This is a genomic window from Undibacterium sp. Ji49W, from assembly GCF_049340205.1.
Classification (GTDB): Bacteria; Pseudomonadota; Gammaproteobacteria; order Burkholderiales; family Burkholderiaceae_D; genus Undibacterium.
In genome coordinates, this window is the sequence record NZ_JBMPOW010000009.1 from 134,792 (window position 1) to 152,830 (window position 18,039).

Here is an 18,039-nt window from a genome sequence, read left to right on the forward strand (position 1 = left end):
CTGATGTCGCATCGCGTCATTATTTGGTCAGGACAAAGCCTTTGAGTTTGGAAAATGCCGTTTCCAGCAATGCTTTTTGTTGTGCATAGTGCTTGTCGTAGTAACCGACAGCTGGCGATGCACTGGCTGGACGACCTGCGTAAGCAAGCTTTTGACCTTCTTCCAGACTTTCAAAAATATTGTGCTGGATCTGGAACCATGGTCCCTGATTTTGCGGCTCATCTTGTGCCCAGACCAATTCCGCCATGTTCGGGAATTTTTTCAGTTCGGCAACAAAGCTCTTGTGCGGGAAAGGATACAACTGCTCAACACGGATAATTGCCGTGTCTGTCTGGCCGCGCTCTTTACGGGAGTTAACCAGGTCGTAATACACTTTGCCTGAGCAGGCGACCACGCGCTTGACTTTTTTCGCATCGATTTTTTCATCCACTTCGCCGATGACGGTGTGGAAGCTGCCTTTGGCCAGATCGGACAATGGTGAACCTGCATCCTTGTTACGCAACAGGGATTTCGGTGTCATGATGACCAGTGGCTTACGGAACATGCGTATCATTTGACGACGCAACAGATGGAAAATCTGTGCTGCTGTCGTTGGCTGTACCACTTGCATATTATTGTCAGCACACAGTTGCAGGAAACGCTCAGGACGTGCGGATGAGTGCTCCGGACCCTGACCTTCGTAACCATGCGGCAGCATCATGACCAGACCGGATGCACGACCCCATTTCACTTCACCAGAACTGATGAACTGATCGATAACGACTTGTGCGCCGTTGGCGAAGTCACCGAATTGCGCTTCCCAGATGGTCAGTGTGTTTGGTTCAGCAGTGGAATAGCCGTATTCAAAGCCCAGTACCGCTTCTTCAGACAAGACGGAATCGATCACTGTGAACGGTGCCTGTTTGTCAGAAATGTTTTGCAGAGGGATATAAGTACCAGCATCCCAACGTTCACGGTTTTGATCATGCAAGACTGCATGGCGGTGAACGAAAGTACCACGGCCCGCATCCTGACCTGTCAGACGAATTGCATAACCTGAAGATACCAGGGATGCGTAGGCCAGATGCTCGCCCATACCCCAGTCCAGGTTCATTTCGCCACGACCCATGGTAGCGCGGTCGCCCAAAACTTTTTCTACCAGGCTATGTGGTTTGAAGCCAGCAGGCACAGTAGTAATACGCTCGGCCAGACGCTTCAGTTCAGTGGACGGTACTGCCGTGTCAGCTGCATCTGTCCATTTGCGGTTGAGGAAAGGAATCCAGTCAACTGCGTATTTATTTTTGAAGTTGGAGATGACAGGATCATGGGTATGCTTGCCCGCGTCCATAGCATCACGGTAAGCCTTGACCATCTGATCGCCACCATCCGCAGGAATAGTGCCTTGCGCTGCCAGCTTGTCTGCATACATCTTGCGTGTGCCAGGATGCTGACCGATCTTTTTGTACATCAAAGGCTGGGTCAGTGCAGGCGTATCTTGCTCATTGTGGCCCAGTTTGCGATAGCAGATGATATCGACAACGACATCTTTCTTGAATTCCATGCGGTAATCCAGAGCGATCTGGGTCGCCAGGACTACAGCTTCAGGATCATCTGCATTGACGTGCAATACCGGCGCTTCGATCATTTTGACAACGTCGGAGCAATACAGGGTAGAACGGGAATCGCGTGGATCGGAAGTCGTGAAACCGATCTGGTTATTAATGACGATATGCACGGTACCACCTGTACCATAGCCGCGCGTCTGCGCCAGGTTCAGGGTTTCCATGACCACGCCCTGCCCTGCAAACGCGGCATCGCCGTGTACCAGGATAGGCAAAACCTGTGAACCATCTTTGTCACCGCGACGGTCCATACGTGCCTTGACAGAACCTTCAACCACAGGATTGACGATTTCCAGATGGGAAGGATTGAACGCCAGGGACAAATGCACCGGACCGCCTGGAGTGGAAATATCAGATGAGAAACCCTGATGGTATTTAACGTCACCTGCTGGCAAGTCGTCACCGTGTTTGCCTTCAAATTCGGCAAACAAATCCTGAGGCATTTTGCCCAGGGTATTGACCAGTACGTTCAGACGACCACGGTGGGCCATACCGATAACGATTTCTTCCACACCGCGTTCACCGGCGCGCTGGATGGTTTCATCCATGGAAGCAATGAAGCTCTCGCCACCTTCCAGGGAGAAACGCTTCTGACCCACGTATTTTGTGTGCAGATAACGTTCTAGGCCTTCGGCTGCCGTCAGGCGGTCGAGGATGTGTTTTTTCTTTTCCAGAGAAAAGGATGGTGTAGAACGAATGGCTTCGAGCTTTTGTTGCAACCAGCGCTTTTCAGTCGGGTCGCTGATGTACATGAACTCGGCACCGATAGAACGGCAATACGTATCACGCAAGGCATTCAACAGGTCGCGCAATGATGCAGTTTCTGGTCCGAAATAGGTATTGCTGATGTTGAACTGGATATCCATGTCCGCATCAGTAAAGCCGTAAAAGCTCGGCTCCAGTTCCGGAATGCTAGGACGTTCCTGACGTTGCAGCGGGTCCAGATTGGCCCAGTGACTGCCAAGGAAGCGATATGCCGCGAGCAGTTGCTGGGCAGCGACGCGTTTGCGCCCCATTTCAGCATCGGCTGTGGCATTGACGGTGCGTATCGGGCCTTGTTTGGCGCGTTCAGCAAAGGAAGCAATGACGGGAGCATGCGCAACGTCGGGCTTCGAAGAGCCATCGACCGCAGGCACATTTTGCATGGCGTCAAAGTATGCGCGCCAATTTTCAGGAACAGAACCGGGATTATTCAGATACGCTTCATACAGTTCTTCTACGTACGGCGCATTGCCGCCGAACAAGTACGAGTTAGCGTTATATTGTTGCATCATCTTGCTCACCTTTCTTCGCGTTTCGCGAGATTAGCGGGTTAATCTAACCTTCCGCGACACGGCCTGACCGGTTAGCGGATTGCACATCAAGTTGTGGGGAAGGGCTTATTCAAACTATCCTCGTGATCCAATCAAAAATCATGCTCTTTTTATATGACTTTTGATTTAATCGCGAAAGTTATATGTAAAAATCACTTTCGTGCCGAAGCATAGCATATTTAATGGAAAAAAAAGCGAGTCTTAAAGACTCGCTTTTTACAACATTAAAACTGATTAAAGAATTAACGCTTATCAATCAACGCTTATCGATCGGTGGCACATCGCGCTTGGCGGCACCTACAAACAACTGACGAGGACGGCCGATTTTTTGCTCTGGATCAGAAATCATTTCTTTCCACTGAGCGATCCAGCCTACTGTACGTGCCAGGGCGAAGATACCGGTGAACAAGGCGGTTGGGATACCCAGCGCGCGCTGTACGATACCAGAGTAGAAGTCGACGTTAGGATACAGCTTGCGGCTGACGAAGTATTCGTCTTCCAGCGCAATTTTTTCCAGCGCCATCGCCAGCTTGAACAAAGGATCGTCTTGCAGACCCAGCTCTTGCAAGACTTCATAGCAGGTTTCACGCATCAGCTTGGCGCGTGGGTCATAGTTCTTGTAGACACGGTGACCGAAGCCCATCAGCTTGACGCCAGAATTCTTGTCTTTCACCTGTGCGATGAAGTTAGGAATATTGTCAACGCTACCGATTTCTTCCAGCATGCTCAATGCCGCTTCGTTCGCGCCACCGTGGGCAGGACCCCACAGACATGCGATACCGGCAGCGATACAGGCAAATGGATTTGCTCCAGAGGAACCAGCCAGACGCACTGTTGATGTGGATGCATTTTGCTCGTGATCTGCGTGCAGGATCAGGATACGATCCAGTGCACGTACCAGTACTTCATTGGTTTTGTATGGCTCACATGGTGTGGAGAACATCATGTGCATGAAGTTGGCACTGTAGGACAGATCATTGCGTGGATACACAAAAGGCTGGCCGATGGAATATTTGTACGCCATGGCAACCAGTGTAGGCATCTTGGCGATCAGACGAATCGCCGATACTTCACGGTGATGCGGATCATTGATGTCCAGGGAATCATGGTAGAACGAAGCCAGCGCGCCGACTGTACCTACCAATACTGACATGGGATGGGCATCACGACGGAAACCACGGAAGAAGAATTGCATCTGCTCGTGCACCATGGTGTGATTGGTGACAGTCGCTACAAATTCTTTCTTTTGATCTGCATTTGGCAGTTCGCCATTCAGCAACAGGTAGCAGGTTTCCAGGAAATCGCCGCCATTCACTGCCAGTTGCTCGATCGGGTAACCGCGATACAGCAGCTCACCCTTGTCACCATCAATGTAGGTGATGGAAGAATTACAGGCGGCCGTGGACATGAAACCCGGGTCGTATGTGAACATGCCAGTAGAGCCGTACAGTTTACGGATGTCAATTACATCTGGGCCAATAGAGCCCTTGTAAATCGGCATTTCCAGTGCTGGCGAGCCATCAGAAAAAGATAGGGTGGCTTTTGTTTCAGAATTTGTCATGGCTCTTCCTTCAGATAAGAGGTGAGTCGTTAATCAAAAAAACACAAAAATCAAATTGACTTACGCCGTTTGCAGGCGCAGCAATAAAGCATGGACGTGAGGCAGATCGACCTCGGCTTCTGGCTGCTTTTTAGCCATGATCAGATCCATTAATGTATTGTCCGGCAACTCCATCAGACGACTGAAGGCATCCACTTCCTCGTCTGTCAGGGATTCTTCGTGAGCATCCAGAAAACGGGTCAAGATCAAATCGTTTTCCAGCAAACCGCGCCTCGCCCGCCACCGCAAACGTGCCCGCTTGACCGGATCGCTTTGATGGGGTACCGCTTGTGACTCAGACATAATTAATTCTCTTCCATACTGACTATTTCATGCGATTCTCAGGTCGCCCGTAAAAACCGCATGAAATAGCAGCGATGCCCAGGGGCATCGCTTGCAACAACAAAAACTTAGACCGCGCGACGCACCATCAGTTCTTTAATCTTACCGATAGCACGGGTAGGATTCAGACCTTTAGGGCATACATCCACACAGTTCATGATCGTGTGGCAACGGAACAGGCGATACGGATCTTCCAGATTGTCCAGACGCGCACCAGTTGCTTCATCACGGGAATCAGCAATGAAGCGGTAAGCCTGCAACAAACCTGCCGGACCAACGAATTTGTCCGGATTCCACCAGAAAGACGGGCAGGAAGTCGAACAGCAGGCGCACAGGATGCATTCATACAGACCATCCAGCTCTTCACGTTCAGCAGGCGACTGCAGACGTTCTTTTTCTGGTGGAATGGAATCATTCATCAGGTAAGGCTTGATCGAATTGTATTGCTTGAAGAATTGCGTCATGTCCACGATCAGATCGCGGATCACTGGCAAGCCAGGCAAAGGGCGCAAGACAATAGGCTCGCTCAATTCATTCAGGTTGGTGGTGCAGGCCAGACCATTCTTGCCATTGATGTTCATGGCGTCAGAACCACACACACCTTCACGGCATGAGCGGCGCAGCGCCAGAGAGTCATCCACGTCAGACTTGATACGTTGCAATGCATCCAGCAACATCTTGTCCGTGTCTTGCAGCTCGACCGTCAAGTCTTGCATGTAAGGCTTGGCATCCTTGTCCGGATCGTAGCGATAGATTTTAAATTTCAGTGTACGTGCCATATCGGTATCTCTTTAGAATGTACGTGGTTTTGGTTTGAAGGTTTCTACAGTCAGTGGCTTGGTCACGACTGGCTTGTAGTCGAGGCGATTGCCCTCGGAATACCACAAGGTATGCTTCATCCAGTTTTCGTCGTCACGTTTTTCATAATCACGGTGGGCATGCGCACCACGGGATTCTTTACGGGCGGCGGCAGATGTAATCGTTGCCTTGGCTGTTTCGATCAGATTATCCAGTTCCAGCGCTTCTACACGGGCAGTATTGAAGACTTTGGATTTATCTTTGAAAGAAACATGCTTGCGACGCTCATCAAGCTCCATAATTTTCTTGTAGCCGGTTTGCAGCAATTCATCCGTACGGAACACGCCACAATATTGCTGCATCGTGCCGCGAATGGCATTGGCAACGTCCTGTACGCGCTCGGAACCGGTACTGGTTTCCAGCTTGGCCAAACGTGACAGCGCCAGATCAGCCGCATCAGCAGGCAAATCCTTATTGCTACGTTCTTTCAGCTTGCTGGCCACCACGTGATTACCGGCGGCACGGCCAAACACCAGCAAATCGAGCAGAGAGTTGGTACCCAGACGGTTTGCACCATGCACGGATACGCAGGCGCACTCGCCAATTGCATACAGACCATTGACGATTTCACTGCTACCGTTTTTAGGTGCCACAACCTGACCGTGAATATTGGTCGGGATACCACCCATCTGATAGTGAATCGTAGGAACGACAGGAATCGGTTCCTTGGTTGCATCAACGTTGGCAAACTTGTGCGCGATTTCCAGAATCGATGGCAAACGCTTTTGAATTGTTTCAGCACCGATGTGACGCAGATCCAGCATGACGTGATCTTTGTTCGGACCACAACCACGGCCTTCCTTGATTTCCTGATCCATGGAGCGGGAAACGAAATCACGCGGTGCCAAATCTTTCAGCGTAGGCGCATAACGTTCCATGAAGCGTTCGCCCTGGCTATTCACCAGAATACCGCCTTCACCACGTACACCTTCAGTAATCAAGACACCCGCACCGGCAACACCAGTTGGGTGGAACTGCCAGAATTCCATGTCTTCCAGCGGCAAGCCCACACGTGCCGCCATACCCATACCGTCACCAGTATTGATAAAGGCATTGGTAGAAGCTTGCCAGATGCGGCCAGCACCACCTGTAGCAAAAATAGTGGTCTTGGCTTCCAGCATCATGACTTCGCCAGTTTCCATTTCCAGCGCAACAACACCCAGCACATCACCGTCCGCATCGCGGATCAGATCAATCGCCATCCACTCAACAAAGAAATGGGTACGGGCGCGGACGTTACGTTGATACAAAGTATGCAACAAAGCATGACCAGTACGGTCAGCAGCAGCACAGGCACGCTGTACAGGTTTTTCACCGTAGTTGGCAGTATGACCACCGAATGGACGCTGATAAATCGTGCCGTCGGCATTGCGGTCAAATGGCATACCGAAATGCTCAAGCTCATACACCACCTTTGGTGCTTCGCGGCACATGAACTCGATCGCATCCTGGTCGCCCAGATAGTCCGAACCTTTAACGGTATCAAACATATGCCAGAGCCAGCCATCTTCCGACATGTTGCCCAAAGAAGCACCAATACCACCCTGCGCAGCAACAGTGTGCGAACGGGTAGGGAAAACTTTAGATAGTACCGCGACATTCAGGCCAGCCTCAGCCAATTGCAGCGAGGCACGCATGCCGGAACCGCCAGCACCAACGATGACCGCATCAAAACGGCGGCTAGGAATTGTGGATTTAATTGCAGCCACTTTTATACTCTCCACAAAATCTGTGCAGCATAGCCAGCACAGGCAATCAGCCACAGAATAGTGGCAACCTGAAATACCAGACGCACAAATACGTTGTGTGTCACATAATCCATCCAGACATCACGCATACCTACCCAGGCGTGATACAACAGGCAGACGACGACAGAGAATGTCGCCAGTTTGAACCATTGCATGGCAAATATGCCCGCCCATGCTTCATAACTGAAATTTTTGCCAGTCAAAAACAGACCCAGCAAAATCACTGTGTACGCAGCCATCACGATTGCGGTGACACGTTGTGCCAACCAGTCGCGCAAACCATAGCTTGCACCTACGACCAGGCGTTTTGGACCAATATTGTTATTTGCCATTTAAAATACTCCGAACAATTTCAGGCCAGTCAATGCAGCCAACCCCAGACTGATCACCAGAACGCTGACAGCCGACTGACGTGCAGATTCTTTATTCAGACCGAAGTGAATATCCATAAACAAATGACGGATACCCGCACAGAAATGATGCAGATACGCCCAGACCAGAGCAAGGATGACCAACTTGACAAAGACGTGAGATGTAAAACCCTGCAATTCAGCGAACGTCAATTCTGAAGTGAGGCTTTTATCGAGCAAATACAAAATGAAGGGCAACAACAAGAACATCAACATTCCACTGCCACGATGCAAGATGGAAACAAAGCCCGCCAGTGGCAGCCTGTAGCCAGTCGCATCTATCAGGCGCATTACACCAAAGCGCGGTCTGGTTTTTACTACTTCAGACATAAATAATCTCCCCATTAACTAGTCTGTACATAAACCTTGCAATTTTCGCTCATTTTGGTGCATTGCACCAACAAAAATCAGCCCAATTTACAAAATATCGCTATCTTAAACCCAAACCCAACATTCTCGCTGAGCACGGATCAAAGCGAAACCAGGTAATCCCCTAAAATTCAACCGCCAATGCAGCCGCCAACGTCGCAATATGGCCAACATCAACTCAATTCATTTCGGTAGTGATGATTAACTGTCAGGTACAAACCACGACGCAACTCAACCGGCTTATCACCATACGTGAAAGAAACCCGTTCCACATTGAGCAAAGGCATACCAACACTCACATTCAGCAAGGAAGCAACCTGCTCATCCGCACAGACGGCACGAATCTGCTCTGAAGCACGGATCATGTGTGTGCCAAATTCAGTTTCGAACAGGCCATACATCGGGCCCTTGTATTCATTTAAACGTTCGGCAGTCAGGCCCTTGAAGATGGAACCCGGCAACCACAAGTCATCCAGAATGGTAGGCACACCAGTAAACGACTGCACCCGACGGATGAATACAACAGAATCCCCGGATTTAATGTCCAGCAAACGCGCCACCTCAGCAGGTGCCCGCATACGTTTAACTTCAATAATTTTATTTTCAGGATAATGCGGCGCACCTTCGTCTGGTGCCAGGCGCAAGAAACGAAACTGTGAGCGCGCCTCATGATGCGTCGCCACAAAAGTCCCCTTCCCCTGCCGGCGCACCACCAGGTTTTCTGCCGACAACTCATCAATCGCCTTACGCACAGTGCCCTGACTGACCTTGAAGCGACTGGCCAATTCCATCTCGCTGGGGATCAGCTCACCTGGCTTCCACTCACCCGATTGCAGGCTCTGGGTAATCAGGGCTTTTATCTGTTGATATAATGGGCTGAATGTAGGCGAAGCACTCAAGGAAGAAGCAACACCACCAGCACCGGGCGTGACCGGGCTGACAGGCTGATTGCTTGCGATAGGTATGATTGAGTTCATAGACTGCAATTTCAACACAAAACCACCCATCCCGTCCAGAACAAACTATCAAGTAATATGTCTTATATAAGACATAAGATATTCATTGACACTTCAGCCCGCAGCACCTAAACTCTTGGGAAAAATGGCTGGCAGCCTGCCCAATGCATCTCTGCCACACCAGTGCAATATAGTTCGAACGTCCTTAATGTAAAGGAAGAAAAACGGCTTCAGCGCTGATTTTGGCTGACTGGCATGGTTTTCAACGGTATCATTAAGCGTTTTACACAGTGCCCGCACTACCGCAGCATTCGCAACACCCCGTGGGCACGGCATTTGATTGAAATTCGTTTTTACACCACTTCGGAGATGCATCATGGCGAAATCCCCTATGCGCGTAGCTGTTACCGGCGCCGCAGGCCAAATCGGCTATTCCCTTCTGTTCCGTATCGCCAATGGCGACATGCTGGGCAAAGACCAGCCAGTGATTCTGCAATTGCTGGAAATTCCTGACGAAAAAGCACAAAAAGCGCTGAAAGGCGTCATGATGGAAATCGATGACTGCGCTTTCCCACTGCTGGCCGGCATGTCCGCCCACAGCGATCCGCTGACAGCATTCAAAGACATCGATGTCGCCCTGCTGGTTGGCGCACGCCCACGCGGCCCAGGCATGGAACGCAAAGACCTGCTGGAAGCCAATGCACAGATTTTCACTGTACAAGGCAAGGCACTGGACGCAGTTGCTTCCCGCAACGTTAAAGTCCTGGTGGTTGGCAATCCAGCCAACACCAATGCTTACATTGCAATGAAATCAGCCCCTTCCCTGCCATCCAAAAACTTCACAGCAATGCTGCGTCTGGATCACAACCGCGCCCTGTCCCAAGTGGCAGCCAAAGTTGGCAAGCCAGTCGCTGCAATTGAAAAACTGTGCGTCTGGGGCAATCACTCCCCAACCATGTACGCTGACTATCGCTTCGCGACAGTAGATGGCGCATCCGTCAAAGACCTGATCAACGACCAGGTCTGGAACAAAGATGTGTTCCTGCCAACCGTTGGCAAACGTGGCGCAGCCATCATTGAAGCACGTGGCTTGTCTTCTGCTGCATCCGCAGCAAATGCAGCCATTGACCACGTACGTGACTGGGTTCTGGGCACAAACGGCAAGTGGACAACCATGGGCATCGCTTCTGATGGCTCTTATGGCATCCCTGAAGGCACCATGTTTGGCTTCCCTGTCACAACAGAAAATGGCGAATACAAGATTGTTCAAGGTCTGGAAATCGACGAATTCTCCCGTGAACGCATCAACATCACTCTCAAAGAATTGCAAGAAGAGCGTGATGGCGTGAAACACCTGGTAGGTTAATCAAGTCTGAAGCGGTTTGTGGTCACAACCACAAACCGCTTCAATCAAGACGCCATATTCAAGATGCATCCCTCCTCTGTGCTTTTTCAGGATCAGTTGCCACCCGTGTTTTTACCGGTCTGTGATCACTATGCCGGTTCTGAAAAGCTCATGCGCAAGTCCATCGCCTTACAGCAGGAACTTGGCCCTATTTTCGATATCACGCTTGACTGCGAAGACGGCGCAGCCGCTGGCAATGAAAAAGCCCATGCCGGGCTGGTCGCCACTTTGGTTTCTAGCGCAGACAATCTGTTTCAACGCATAGGCGTGCGTGTGCACGACGTGCATCACCCTGCTTTCGAGCAGGATCTATCCCTCATCCTGCCAACTGCTGCCGCCAAAATGGCCTATGTGGTTTTGCCTAAAGTAGATAGTGCAGCCGAGGTGACGTCCGCCCTAAGCCGCATCAATCACCATGCCCGCAAGGCAGATGGCAGCCTGATTCCAGTCCATGTATTAATAGAAACACATGGAGCACTGGCTGAGGCAAGGCAAATTGCTGCCCTGCCCCAGGTGCAATGTCTGTCATTTGGCCTGATGGATTTTGTATCCGCCCATTACGGCGCAATTCCAGCCAGCGCCATGCGATCGCCCGGGCAGTTTGAGCATCCTCTGGTAATGCGCGCCAAACTGGAAATAGCTGCCGCCTGTCATCATCATGGAAAAATTGCCTCGCATAATGTCACCACAGAAATCCGGGACAAGGACGTTGTCGCCAGCGATGCGCGCCGTGCCGCCCTGGAATGTGGTTATACCCGTATGTGGAGCATTCATCCAGACCAGATTAAAGCCATAGTGAGTGCGCTGACACCCCCTGACCAGGAAGTCGATGAAGCCGTATCCATCCTCTCATCAGCCAAAAAGCATCAATGGGGGCCAATACAATGGCAAGGACAGCTACACGACCGCGCCAGTTACCGCTACTATTGGACAGTTTTAAAGAAGGCCCAGTTTGGGCAAGTTGTATTACCAGAAGCAGCACGAGAATTACTCTAGGGAGACACTCATGAAATTACTTTCTTTTATCAGCCTGGCATTTGCCGCATGCGCCATGCTCACTGCCAACGCCAACGCAGTGGAAGCACCGCACAGCAAAACCAAGGCCAGCGCCAAAACAGCGAAACCGGCTGCGGCCCCGGCCAGTAAAGAAAGCGATGAGCCAGAACCAGACATCCAACAACACAACAGTTTCGAATACAAATGCGAACTGGGTAATTCATTGACGATGTATATCAATCCTGAAGATACCGAACACGTTGCCATGCGCTGGAAAAAACGCCTGTATCGTCTGTCCAAGATAGATACCACGACTGGTGCAGTACGTTTTGAAAACCGTAAATCCGGTCTGATCTGGATCGGTATTCCCGCCAAAGGCCTATTGCTCGATTCACTCAAGGGTCAGCAACTGGCCAATGAATGCAAGACAGCAACGCCTGCACTGGCAGAAGTGGACAGCACCAAAGCAGCACCGACACTTATCAAATAGCATTCATAAAATTAGATTCATCAATAAGATTCATCAAATAAAAAAGTAGTAGCAAGTAAATTTTCTGATCGTTGATTTTTGTAAATAAGGAACAGCCATGAGCCAAAATGCGTACAAAGATGCATTCAAAACCCTGAAAGATTTCAAAATTTCAGACACCAAGAAAGGCAAGTTCTTTTCTTTGCCCGCACTGGAAAAAAATCTCGGTGTAAAAATCTCCCGTCTGCCAGTTTCCATTCGCGTGGTACTGGAATCGGTATTGCGTAACTGCGACGGCAAAAAAGTTACTGAAGAACATGTCAAGCAATTGGCAAACTGGAGCGCAACTGCTGCCCGCACCGATGAAATTCCTTTCGTCGTGTCCCGCGTTGTTCTGCAAGATTTTACCGGCGTACCATTGCTGGCCGATCTGGCCGCCATGCGTAACGTTGCAGCCAAACAAGGCAAAAATCCAAAGAATATCGAACCGCTGGTTCCAGTTGATCTGGTGGTTGATCACTCGGTACAGATCGATCATTTCCGCGAAAAGAAAGCGCTGGACCTGAACATGAAACTGGAATTCCAACGCAATAACGAGCGTTACCAGTTCATGAAATGGGGCATGCAGGCATTTGATACTTTTGGCGTGGTTCCTCCAGGCTTTGGTATTGTCCACCAGGTTAACCTGGAATACCTGGCACGTGGCGTACACAAGATCAAAGATGCCAAGAAAAACGAAATCTACTACCCAGACACACTGGTAGGCACTGATTCTCACACCACCATGATCAACGGTATCGGCGTCGTCGGCTGGGGCGTGGGCGGTATTGAAGCCGAAGCCGGCATGCTGGGTCAACCGGTCTACTTCCTGACACCTGACGTCGTCGGCGTCAACCTGACTGGCGCATTGCGCGAAGGCTGTACTGCAACGGATCTGGTATTGACCATCACAGAATTGCTGCGTAAAGCCAAGGTCGTTGGCAAGTTTGTTGAATTCTTCGGTGAAGGTACACGTTCCCTGTCACTGACAGACCGCGCCACCATCGCCAACATGGCACCGGAATACGGCGCGACCATGGGCTTCTTCCCGGTTGATGAAGCGACTATCGACTACTTCAAAGGTACAGGCCGCACCAAGGCAGAAATCGATGCATTCGAAGGCTATTTCAAAGCCCAGAAAATGTTCGGCATACCTGCGGCTGGCGACATCGACTACACCACAGAAATCTCTCTGGATCTGTCTACCGTTGCCCCATCCCTGGCTGGCCCTAAACGCCCACAGGATCGTATCGAAATCGGCAACGTCAAATCCACTTTCGCCGACCTGTTCGCCAAACCAACGTCCGAAAATGGCTTCAACAAGAAGGCAGAAGATCTGGATGCGGTTTACACCAATACTGATGGCGTCAAAGTCAAAAACGGCGATGTATTGATCGCTGCAATTACTTCCTGCACCAACACATCCAACCCTAGCGTCTTGCTGGCAGCTGGCTTGCTGGCCAAGAAAGCCGTAGAAGCTGGCTTGAAAGTGGCACCACACATCAAGACGTCGCTGGCACCTGGCTCGCGCGTTGTGACCAAATACCTGGAAGCAGCAGGCTTGCTGCCTTACCTGGAAAAACTCGGCTTCGGCGTCACCGCTTACGGCTGCACAACCTGTATCGGCAATGCCGGTGACCTGACACCTGCAATGAATGAAGCGATCGTTGCCAACGACATCGTGGCATCTGCTGTTCTGTCCGGCAACCGTAACTTTGAAGCACGTATTCACCCGAATATCCGTTCCAACTTCCTGGCGTCCCCTCCTTTGGTCGTTGCCTACGCTATCGCTGGCAACATGACCCGCGACCTGATGACCGAGCCAGTTGGCCGCGTCAAAGGCAAGGACATTTTCCTGGGCGACATCTGGCCTACCAGTGCTGAAATCAACAAGCTGATGAAGTTTGCAATGAATTCCAAGACTTTCAAGGAAAACTACGCAGACGTCAAAGGTGCGCCAGGCAAGCTGTGGGAAAACATCCAGGGCGTCGCTGAAGGTGAAGTCTACAACTGGCCTACCTCCACCTACATCGCTGAACCACCATTCTTTGCTGATTTCACGATGGAACCAAAAGCAGCGGCGACTGGCATCAGTGGCGCGCGCGCCCTGGGCGTGTTTGGCGACTCCATTACAACCGACCATATTTCTCCCGCTGGCTCCATCAAAGAATCCAGCCCGGCAGGTAAATGGCTGAAAGAAAACGGCGTTCTGAAGGCAGATTTCAATTCCTACGGCTCACGTCGTGGCAACCACGAAATCATGATGCGCGGCACATTTGCCAACGTACGCATCAAAAACCTGATGATCCCTGCGAAAGAAGATGGCTCCCGCGTTGAAGGCGGCGAAACCCTGTTCCAGCCTACCGGCGAACCTATGGCAATTTACGATGCAGCGATGAAATACATTGCTGACGGCGTACCTACCATGATTTTCGGCGGCGAAGAATACGGTACAGGCTCTTCCCGTGACTGGGCAGCAAAAGGTACGCAATTGCTGGGCGTCAAAGCTGTCATCGCCCGTTCTTTTGAACGTATCCACCGTTCCAACCTGGTCGGCATGGGCGTATTGCCACTGCAATTCCTTGGTAGCGACAGTGTTGACAGTCTGGGCATCACAGGTACAGAGTCTTACGACCTGAAAGGCATAGAAGATGAAATCAAGCCACAGCAAGAAGTGACTCTGGTTATCAATCGTGCCAATGGCGACAAACAGGAAGTCAAAGTCCTGTTGCGCATCGATACACCGATCGAAGTTGACTACTACAAACATGGCGGCATTCTGCCATTCGTATTGCGTCAATTGCTGGCCGCTTAACTGGTACCAACCATTAGTACAAATCATTAGTACACATAAGTGACACATGAATCCCCATCACGGGGATTCAGACAAAAAGGTGAATTTCTTTTGAAATTCACCTTTTTTCTTTGGTGCTGCCGTGATGCAAGAATGATGTAAGCAAGGACATTTAAGCTTGTCACATCTTACAAGTACAAATCTGGAGACAACTATGTGGAAAATTCTCGTCGGCTTTATTATTTTTGCAGCTGCTGCCCTGTTCATTATTTTCAAGGCAGGTGACAAGGTCGATATGCAAGGCGAAGCAGCCGGTCATAATCCGACAGAAGTCCATTCAGCTTCGGCAAGCGCATCTGAACCAACACCACCGGCTGCACCTGCTGCAGCTACAGCCTCAACTGCGGCTGCGACTGCGACCGCATCAACACCCGCACCTGCATCTGACGCGACAGCCAGCAGCGCAAGCAAATAATCAGAACTCATTTCATCCATAGGGATGAGTTCCAATGACTATGGGCGACCGCTTGCGGCCCGCCCATTTTTATTTCTGCACCATGAATCAAGGCAGTATAGTTCAGACCATCCGCGCCAATGCCTGCTCGATATCAGCAATCAGGTCTGCGCTATCTTCCAGTCCTATATTGAAACGCACCAGTATGCCTTTGTGTGGCCAGTGCTGACGCATTTGTTCGATGCGATAAGGAACACACAAACTATGCGCCCCACCCCAACTAAAACCGATCTTGAACAGCTTCAGGCTATCGACAAAACGATCGGTCTGTTGCTCTGTATATTTCTCATCAAACAAAACCGAGAACAGGCCGCCAGCCCCGGTAAAGTCACGTTGCCAGATTTCATGACCCGGACTGCCCGGCAATGCCGGATGCAATACCTGGCTGATTTCCGGCCGTGTTTTTAGCCATGCAGCGACCTTGCGCGCACTTTGATCATGCGCCTGGAAGCGCAATTGCAGCGTAGGTAAATTCCGCAGGACGAGGTAGACATCATCCATGCCAACGCCAAAGCCCAGACGCATATGCGCCGTCTGGAGGTGAGCATTCAATGCACGGTCACTGGTAATCACAGCCCCCATCAGGACGTCAGAACCACCACTCTGGTATTTGGTCAGTGCCTGCATGATGATATCGACACCATGTGCAAACGCCGGGAAGGCAATCCCACCAGACCAGGTATTGTCCAGCGCCACCAATACCCCACGTTCATGCGCTGCGGCACATATCGCCGGCACGTCCGGCACCTCCATAGAAACAGAACCGGGGGCCTCGGCCCAGATCAATTTGGTATTGTCACGTATCAGCGCAGCAATGTCCGCCCCGATCAGGGGGTCGTAATAACTGACATGGACACCAAAACTACGCGAAAACCAGTCTGCCAGTTCGCGATTCGGGCTATACACGTTGTCGGGGATCAGCACATGATCACCGCTTGCCAGGAAGGCCATATTCACCAGAGTAATGGCGGCCAAGCCGCTCGGTGTCAGCAGGCAATGCTTGCCCTGCTCTATCTCGGCCAGCCTGGCTTCCAGCGTGAAACTGGTTGGCGTGCCATGCAGGCCATAGGTATAAGCAGATTTGTCTTGCCAACTTCGGGAACGCATGGACGCCACATCCGTGAACAACACGGTGGAAGCATGATGTATCGCTACAGGGAAAGCGCCAAAACCGTCTGGTGCTTCGTAATCGCTATGAATGACGCGGGTATTGAATCCGCGTTGAGAATTTGAATTTTCCGGCATGGCTACTTTTCTTTGATGAGGATATCAAGCGACGAATGGCAATGTTAACGCAGAACCGGGGCTTTATGCTTCATGAATACACCAGAACTCATTTCATCAATGGGAGTGAGTGCGGGCAAGGCGATTCGGGATGTAACACAAGGCGCAAGGGTAGCACTTGCCGCTAAGGCTGGCGCCGTGGCAAGTCCACGTAGGAAGCAAACGCATCTCGCCCGGAAAATCTGTTCATTGTGGTCGAAGTATGAGACACCATGAAGACATAGTTCCCCGCACTTTTTTCATGCTTTTACATGTCTTCACGTGTAAGCTTCTGGTGCTGCATGTCGATCTGTCGCCAAACACTTGCCCGCTTTCGGCCAAGCAGCCACTTACCACTGAACCACTTGCCACTGAACCACTGAACCACTGAACCACTGAGCTAAACGGAACGTCTGCTATGCCACGCCATCATAAATCGCGTCCGGAAATCGCCTGAATGAATATTAATGGTTAAATTAGAAAAAACAGCTAAATTGAATCTTCGGAAATTTATAATTTCAGTAGCTTGCATCATATTTCTACTTGCTATCGGCATTTTATTTAGCAATCCCGTATTTTTAAAGTCAGTAATAGCGAAATATAAGTCGACAGATCACTTTATAACCATGGCCGAAGATTCGCGGATAAGGTACGAAAAAAATGCGAAGGAAAATGCAATTGCATTGAGGGAAATTCTAAAAGCCAGTCAACGTAAAGTGGAAGTTGCTCTGAATGCACATTTTGCAAAACCGATAGAAATTTATGTTTGCGCGTCTCAGGACACGTTCAATGAATACGTATTTTTATCAAAAAATGTCAGAGGTGCTGTGTATTGGGGAAAATTATTTTTATCTCCCGGTGCTTTTGGCCGCGGTGAAGAATCTCTCGCTGAGTTAACTACGCATGAGCTCACGCACTATCTTTTTTATACCCACCTCGGAGAAAAAGCGCATATTAAGAATATCCCTATTTGGTTCAGAGAGGGAATTGCTGTTTATGTCGCAGACGGCGGTCCGGCTTACACCAAATACAAAGATGTGTCTGCATTAATGAGCAACGAGGAAAAAGAGGCCTATTTGTCTGGAAATATTGACTTTTGGTTCACGAGTACGAATCCCGCTGACGCCGTTAAGAGCGGGGCCGCAAACTGGCTTCTATACAGAGTTGGCGCATCGTTTGTACATTATATGCACGATTCCCAACCTGAAAATTTCGGAAAACTAATGCAGCTTTTACTATCCGGAACTGAGTTTCCTAAGGCGCTCGAAGTCTCATATGGGAAAAATAGTGAGGTTCTGCGTAAAGAGTTTTCTCAATATCTGGCAAGAAAAGATGCTCTGAAAGGGAGTTAGATTGCGTAAA

At 50.3% G+C, this 18,039-nt stretch carries 15 protein-coding genes; 6 read left to right on the forward strand and 9 right to left on the reverse strand.

Going from position 1 to position 18,039, the window contains the following annotated elements; translation table 11 throughout:
- Positions 1-19: 19 nt before the first annotated feature.
- The 8 genes from ACO0LK_RS13005 to ACO0LK_RS13040 all read right to left on the reverse strand — a co-directional run bounded on the left by ACO0LK_RS13005 (position 20) and on the right by ACO0LK_RS13040 (position 9,218).
- The gene (locus ACO0LK_RS13005) at positions 20-2,875 is read right to left on the reverse strand and encodes a 2-oxoglutarate dehydrogenase E1 component (protein WP_422975676.1); all 2,856 of its coding nucleotides are present in this window, start codon (positions 2,873-2,875) and stop codon (positions 20-22) included.
- Between the two features lie 295 nt (positions 2,876-3,170).
- Entirely contained in the window at positions 3,171-4,475 is a 1,305-nt protein-coding gene (gene gltA, locus ACO0LK_RS13010) for a citrate synthase (protein WP_422975678.1), read from the reverse strand.
- Between the two features lie 60 nt (positions 4,476-4,535).
- Positions 4,536-4,817, reverse strand: a complete 282-nt coding sequence (locus ACO0LK_RS13015; RefSeq protein ID WP_422975680.1) for a succinate dehydrogenase assembly factor 2 — start codon at positions 4,815-4,817, stop codon at positions 4,536-4,538.
- A 107-nt stretch (positions 4,818-4,924) separates the two neighbouring features.
- The gene (locus tag ACO0LK_RS13020) at positions 4,925-5,635 is read right to left on the reverse strand and encodes a succinate dehydrogenase iron-sulfur subunit (RefSeq protein WP_186945462.1); all 711 of its coding nucleotides are present in this window, start codon (positions 5,633-5,635) and stop codon (positions 4,925-4,927) included.
- Positions 5,636-5,647: 12 nt separating this feature from the next.
- A complete protein-coding gene (gene sdhA / locus ACO0LK_RS13025; RefSeq protein WP_422975682.1) occupies positions 5,648-7,423 on the reverse strand; it encodes a succinate dehydrogenase flavoprotein subunit in 1,776 nt (591 codons plus the stop codon).
- A gap of 2 nt (positions 7,424-7,425) precedes the next feature.
- Positions 7,426-7,794: a succinate dehydrogenase, hydrophobic membrane anchor protein gene (sdhD, locus tag ACO0LK_RS13030; RefSeq protein WP_422975684.1), complete on the reverse strand. Its 369-nt coding sequence runs from the start codon at positions 7,792-7,794 to the stop codon at positions 7,426-7,428.
- Complete coding sequence (sdhC, locus tag ACO0LK_RS13035; RefSeq protein ID WP_422975686.1) at positions 7,795-8,202, reverse strand: succinate dehydrogenase, cytochrome b556 subunit; 408 nt, start codon at positions 8,200-8,202, stop codon at positions 7,795-7,797.
- Between the two features lie 212 nt (positions 8,203-8,414).
- A complete protein-coding gene (locus ACO0LK_RS13040; protein ID WP_422975688.1) occupies positions 8,415-9,218 on the reverse strand; it encodes a GntR family transcriptional regulator in 804 nt (267 codons plus the stop codon).
- 355 nt (positions 9,219-9,573) lie between these two features.
- Between ACO0LK_RS13040 and ACO0LK_RS13045 the strand changes: the two genes are divergently transcribed.
- The 5 genes from ACO0LK_RS13045 (at position 9,574) to ACO0LK_RS13065 (ending at position 15,375) form a co-directional block, all read left to right on the forward strand.
- On the forward strand, positions 9,574-10,563 hold the full coding sequence (locus tag ACO0LK_RS13045) for a malate dehydrogenase (protein WP_422975689.1): 990 nt from the start codon (positions 9,574-9,576) through the stop codon (positions 10,561-10,563).
- Positions 10,564-10,626: 63 nt separating this feature from the next.
- Entirely contained in the window at positions 10,627-11,598 is a 972-nt protein-coding gene (locus tag ACO0LK_RS13050) for an HpcH/HpaI aldolase/citrate lyase family protein (RefSeq protein WP_422975884.1), read from the forward strand.
- A gap of 10 nt (positions 11,599-11,608) precedes the next feature.
- A complete protein-coding gene (locus tag ACO0LK_RS13055; protein WP_422975691.1) occupies positions 11,609-12,088 on the forward strand; it encodes a hypothetical protein in 480 nt (159 codons plus the stop codon).
- 97 nt (positions 12,089-12,185) lie between these two features.
- Positions 12,186-14,921 (forward strand): aconitate hydratase AcnA, encoded by a 2,736-nt coding sequence (gene acnA, locus ACO0LK_RS13060; RefSeq protein WP_422975693.1) that lies wholly within the window; start codon positions 12,186-12,188, stop codon positions 14,919-14,921.
- Between the two features lie 193 nt (positions 14,922-15,114).
- Positions 15,115-15,375, forward strand: a complete 261-nt coding sequence (locus ACO0LK_RS13065) for a hypothetical protein (RefSeq protein ID WP_422975695.1) — start codon at positions 15,115-15,117, stop codon at positions 15,373-15,375.
- Positions 15,376-15,477: 102 nt separating this feature from the next.
- Here the strand turns inward: ACO0LK_RS13065 and ACO0LK_RS13070 are convergent, their stop codons facing one another.
- Positions 15,478-16,659 carry a cystathionine beta-lyase gene (locus ACO0LK_RS13070; RefSeq protein ID WP_422975697.1) on the reverse strand — a complete coding sequence of 394 codons (1,182 nt, stop codon included), beginning with the start codon at positions 16,657-16,659 and terminating at the stop codon, positions 15,478-15,480.
- Between the two features lie 485 nt (positions 16,660-17,144).
- On the opposite strand from ACO0LK_RS13070, the gene ACO0LK_RS13075 reads away from it, so the two are divergent.
- The gene (locus ACO0LK_RS13075) at positions 17,145-18,029 is read left to right on the forward strand and encodes a hypothetical protein (RefSeq protein WP_422975699.1); all 885 of its coding nucleotides are present in this window, start codon (positions 17,145-17,147) and stop codon (positions 18,027-18,029) included.
- The last annotated feature ends 10 nt before the right edge of the window (positions 18,030-18,039 follow it).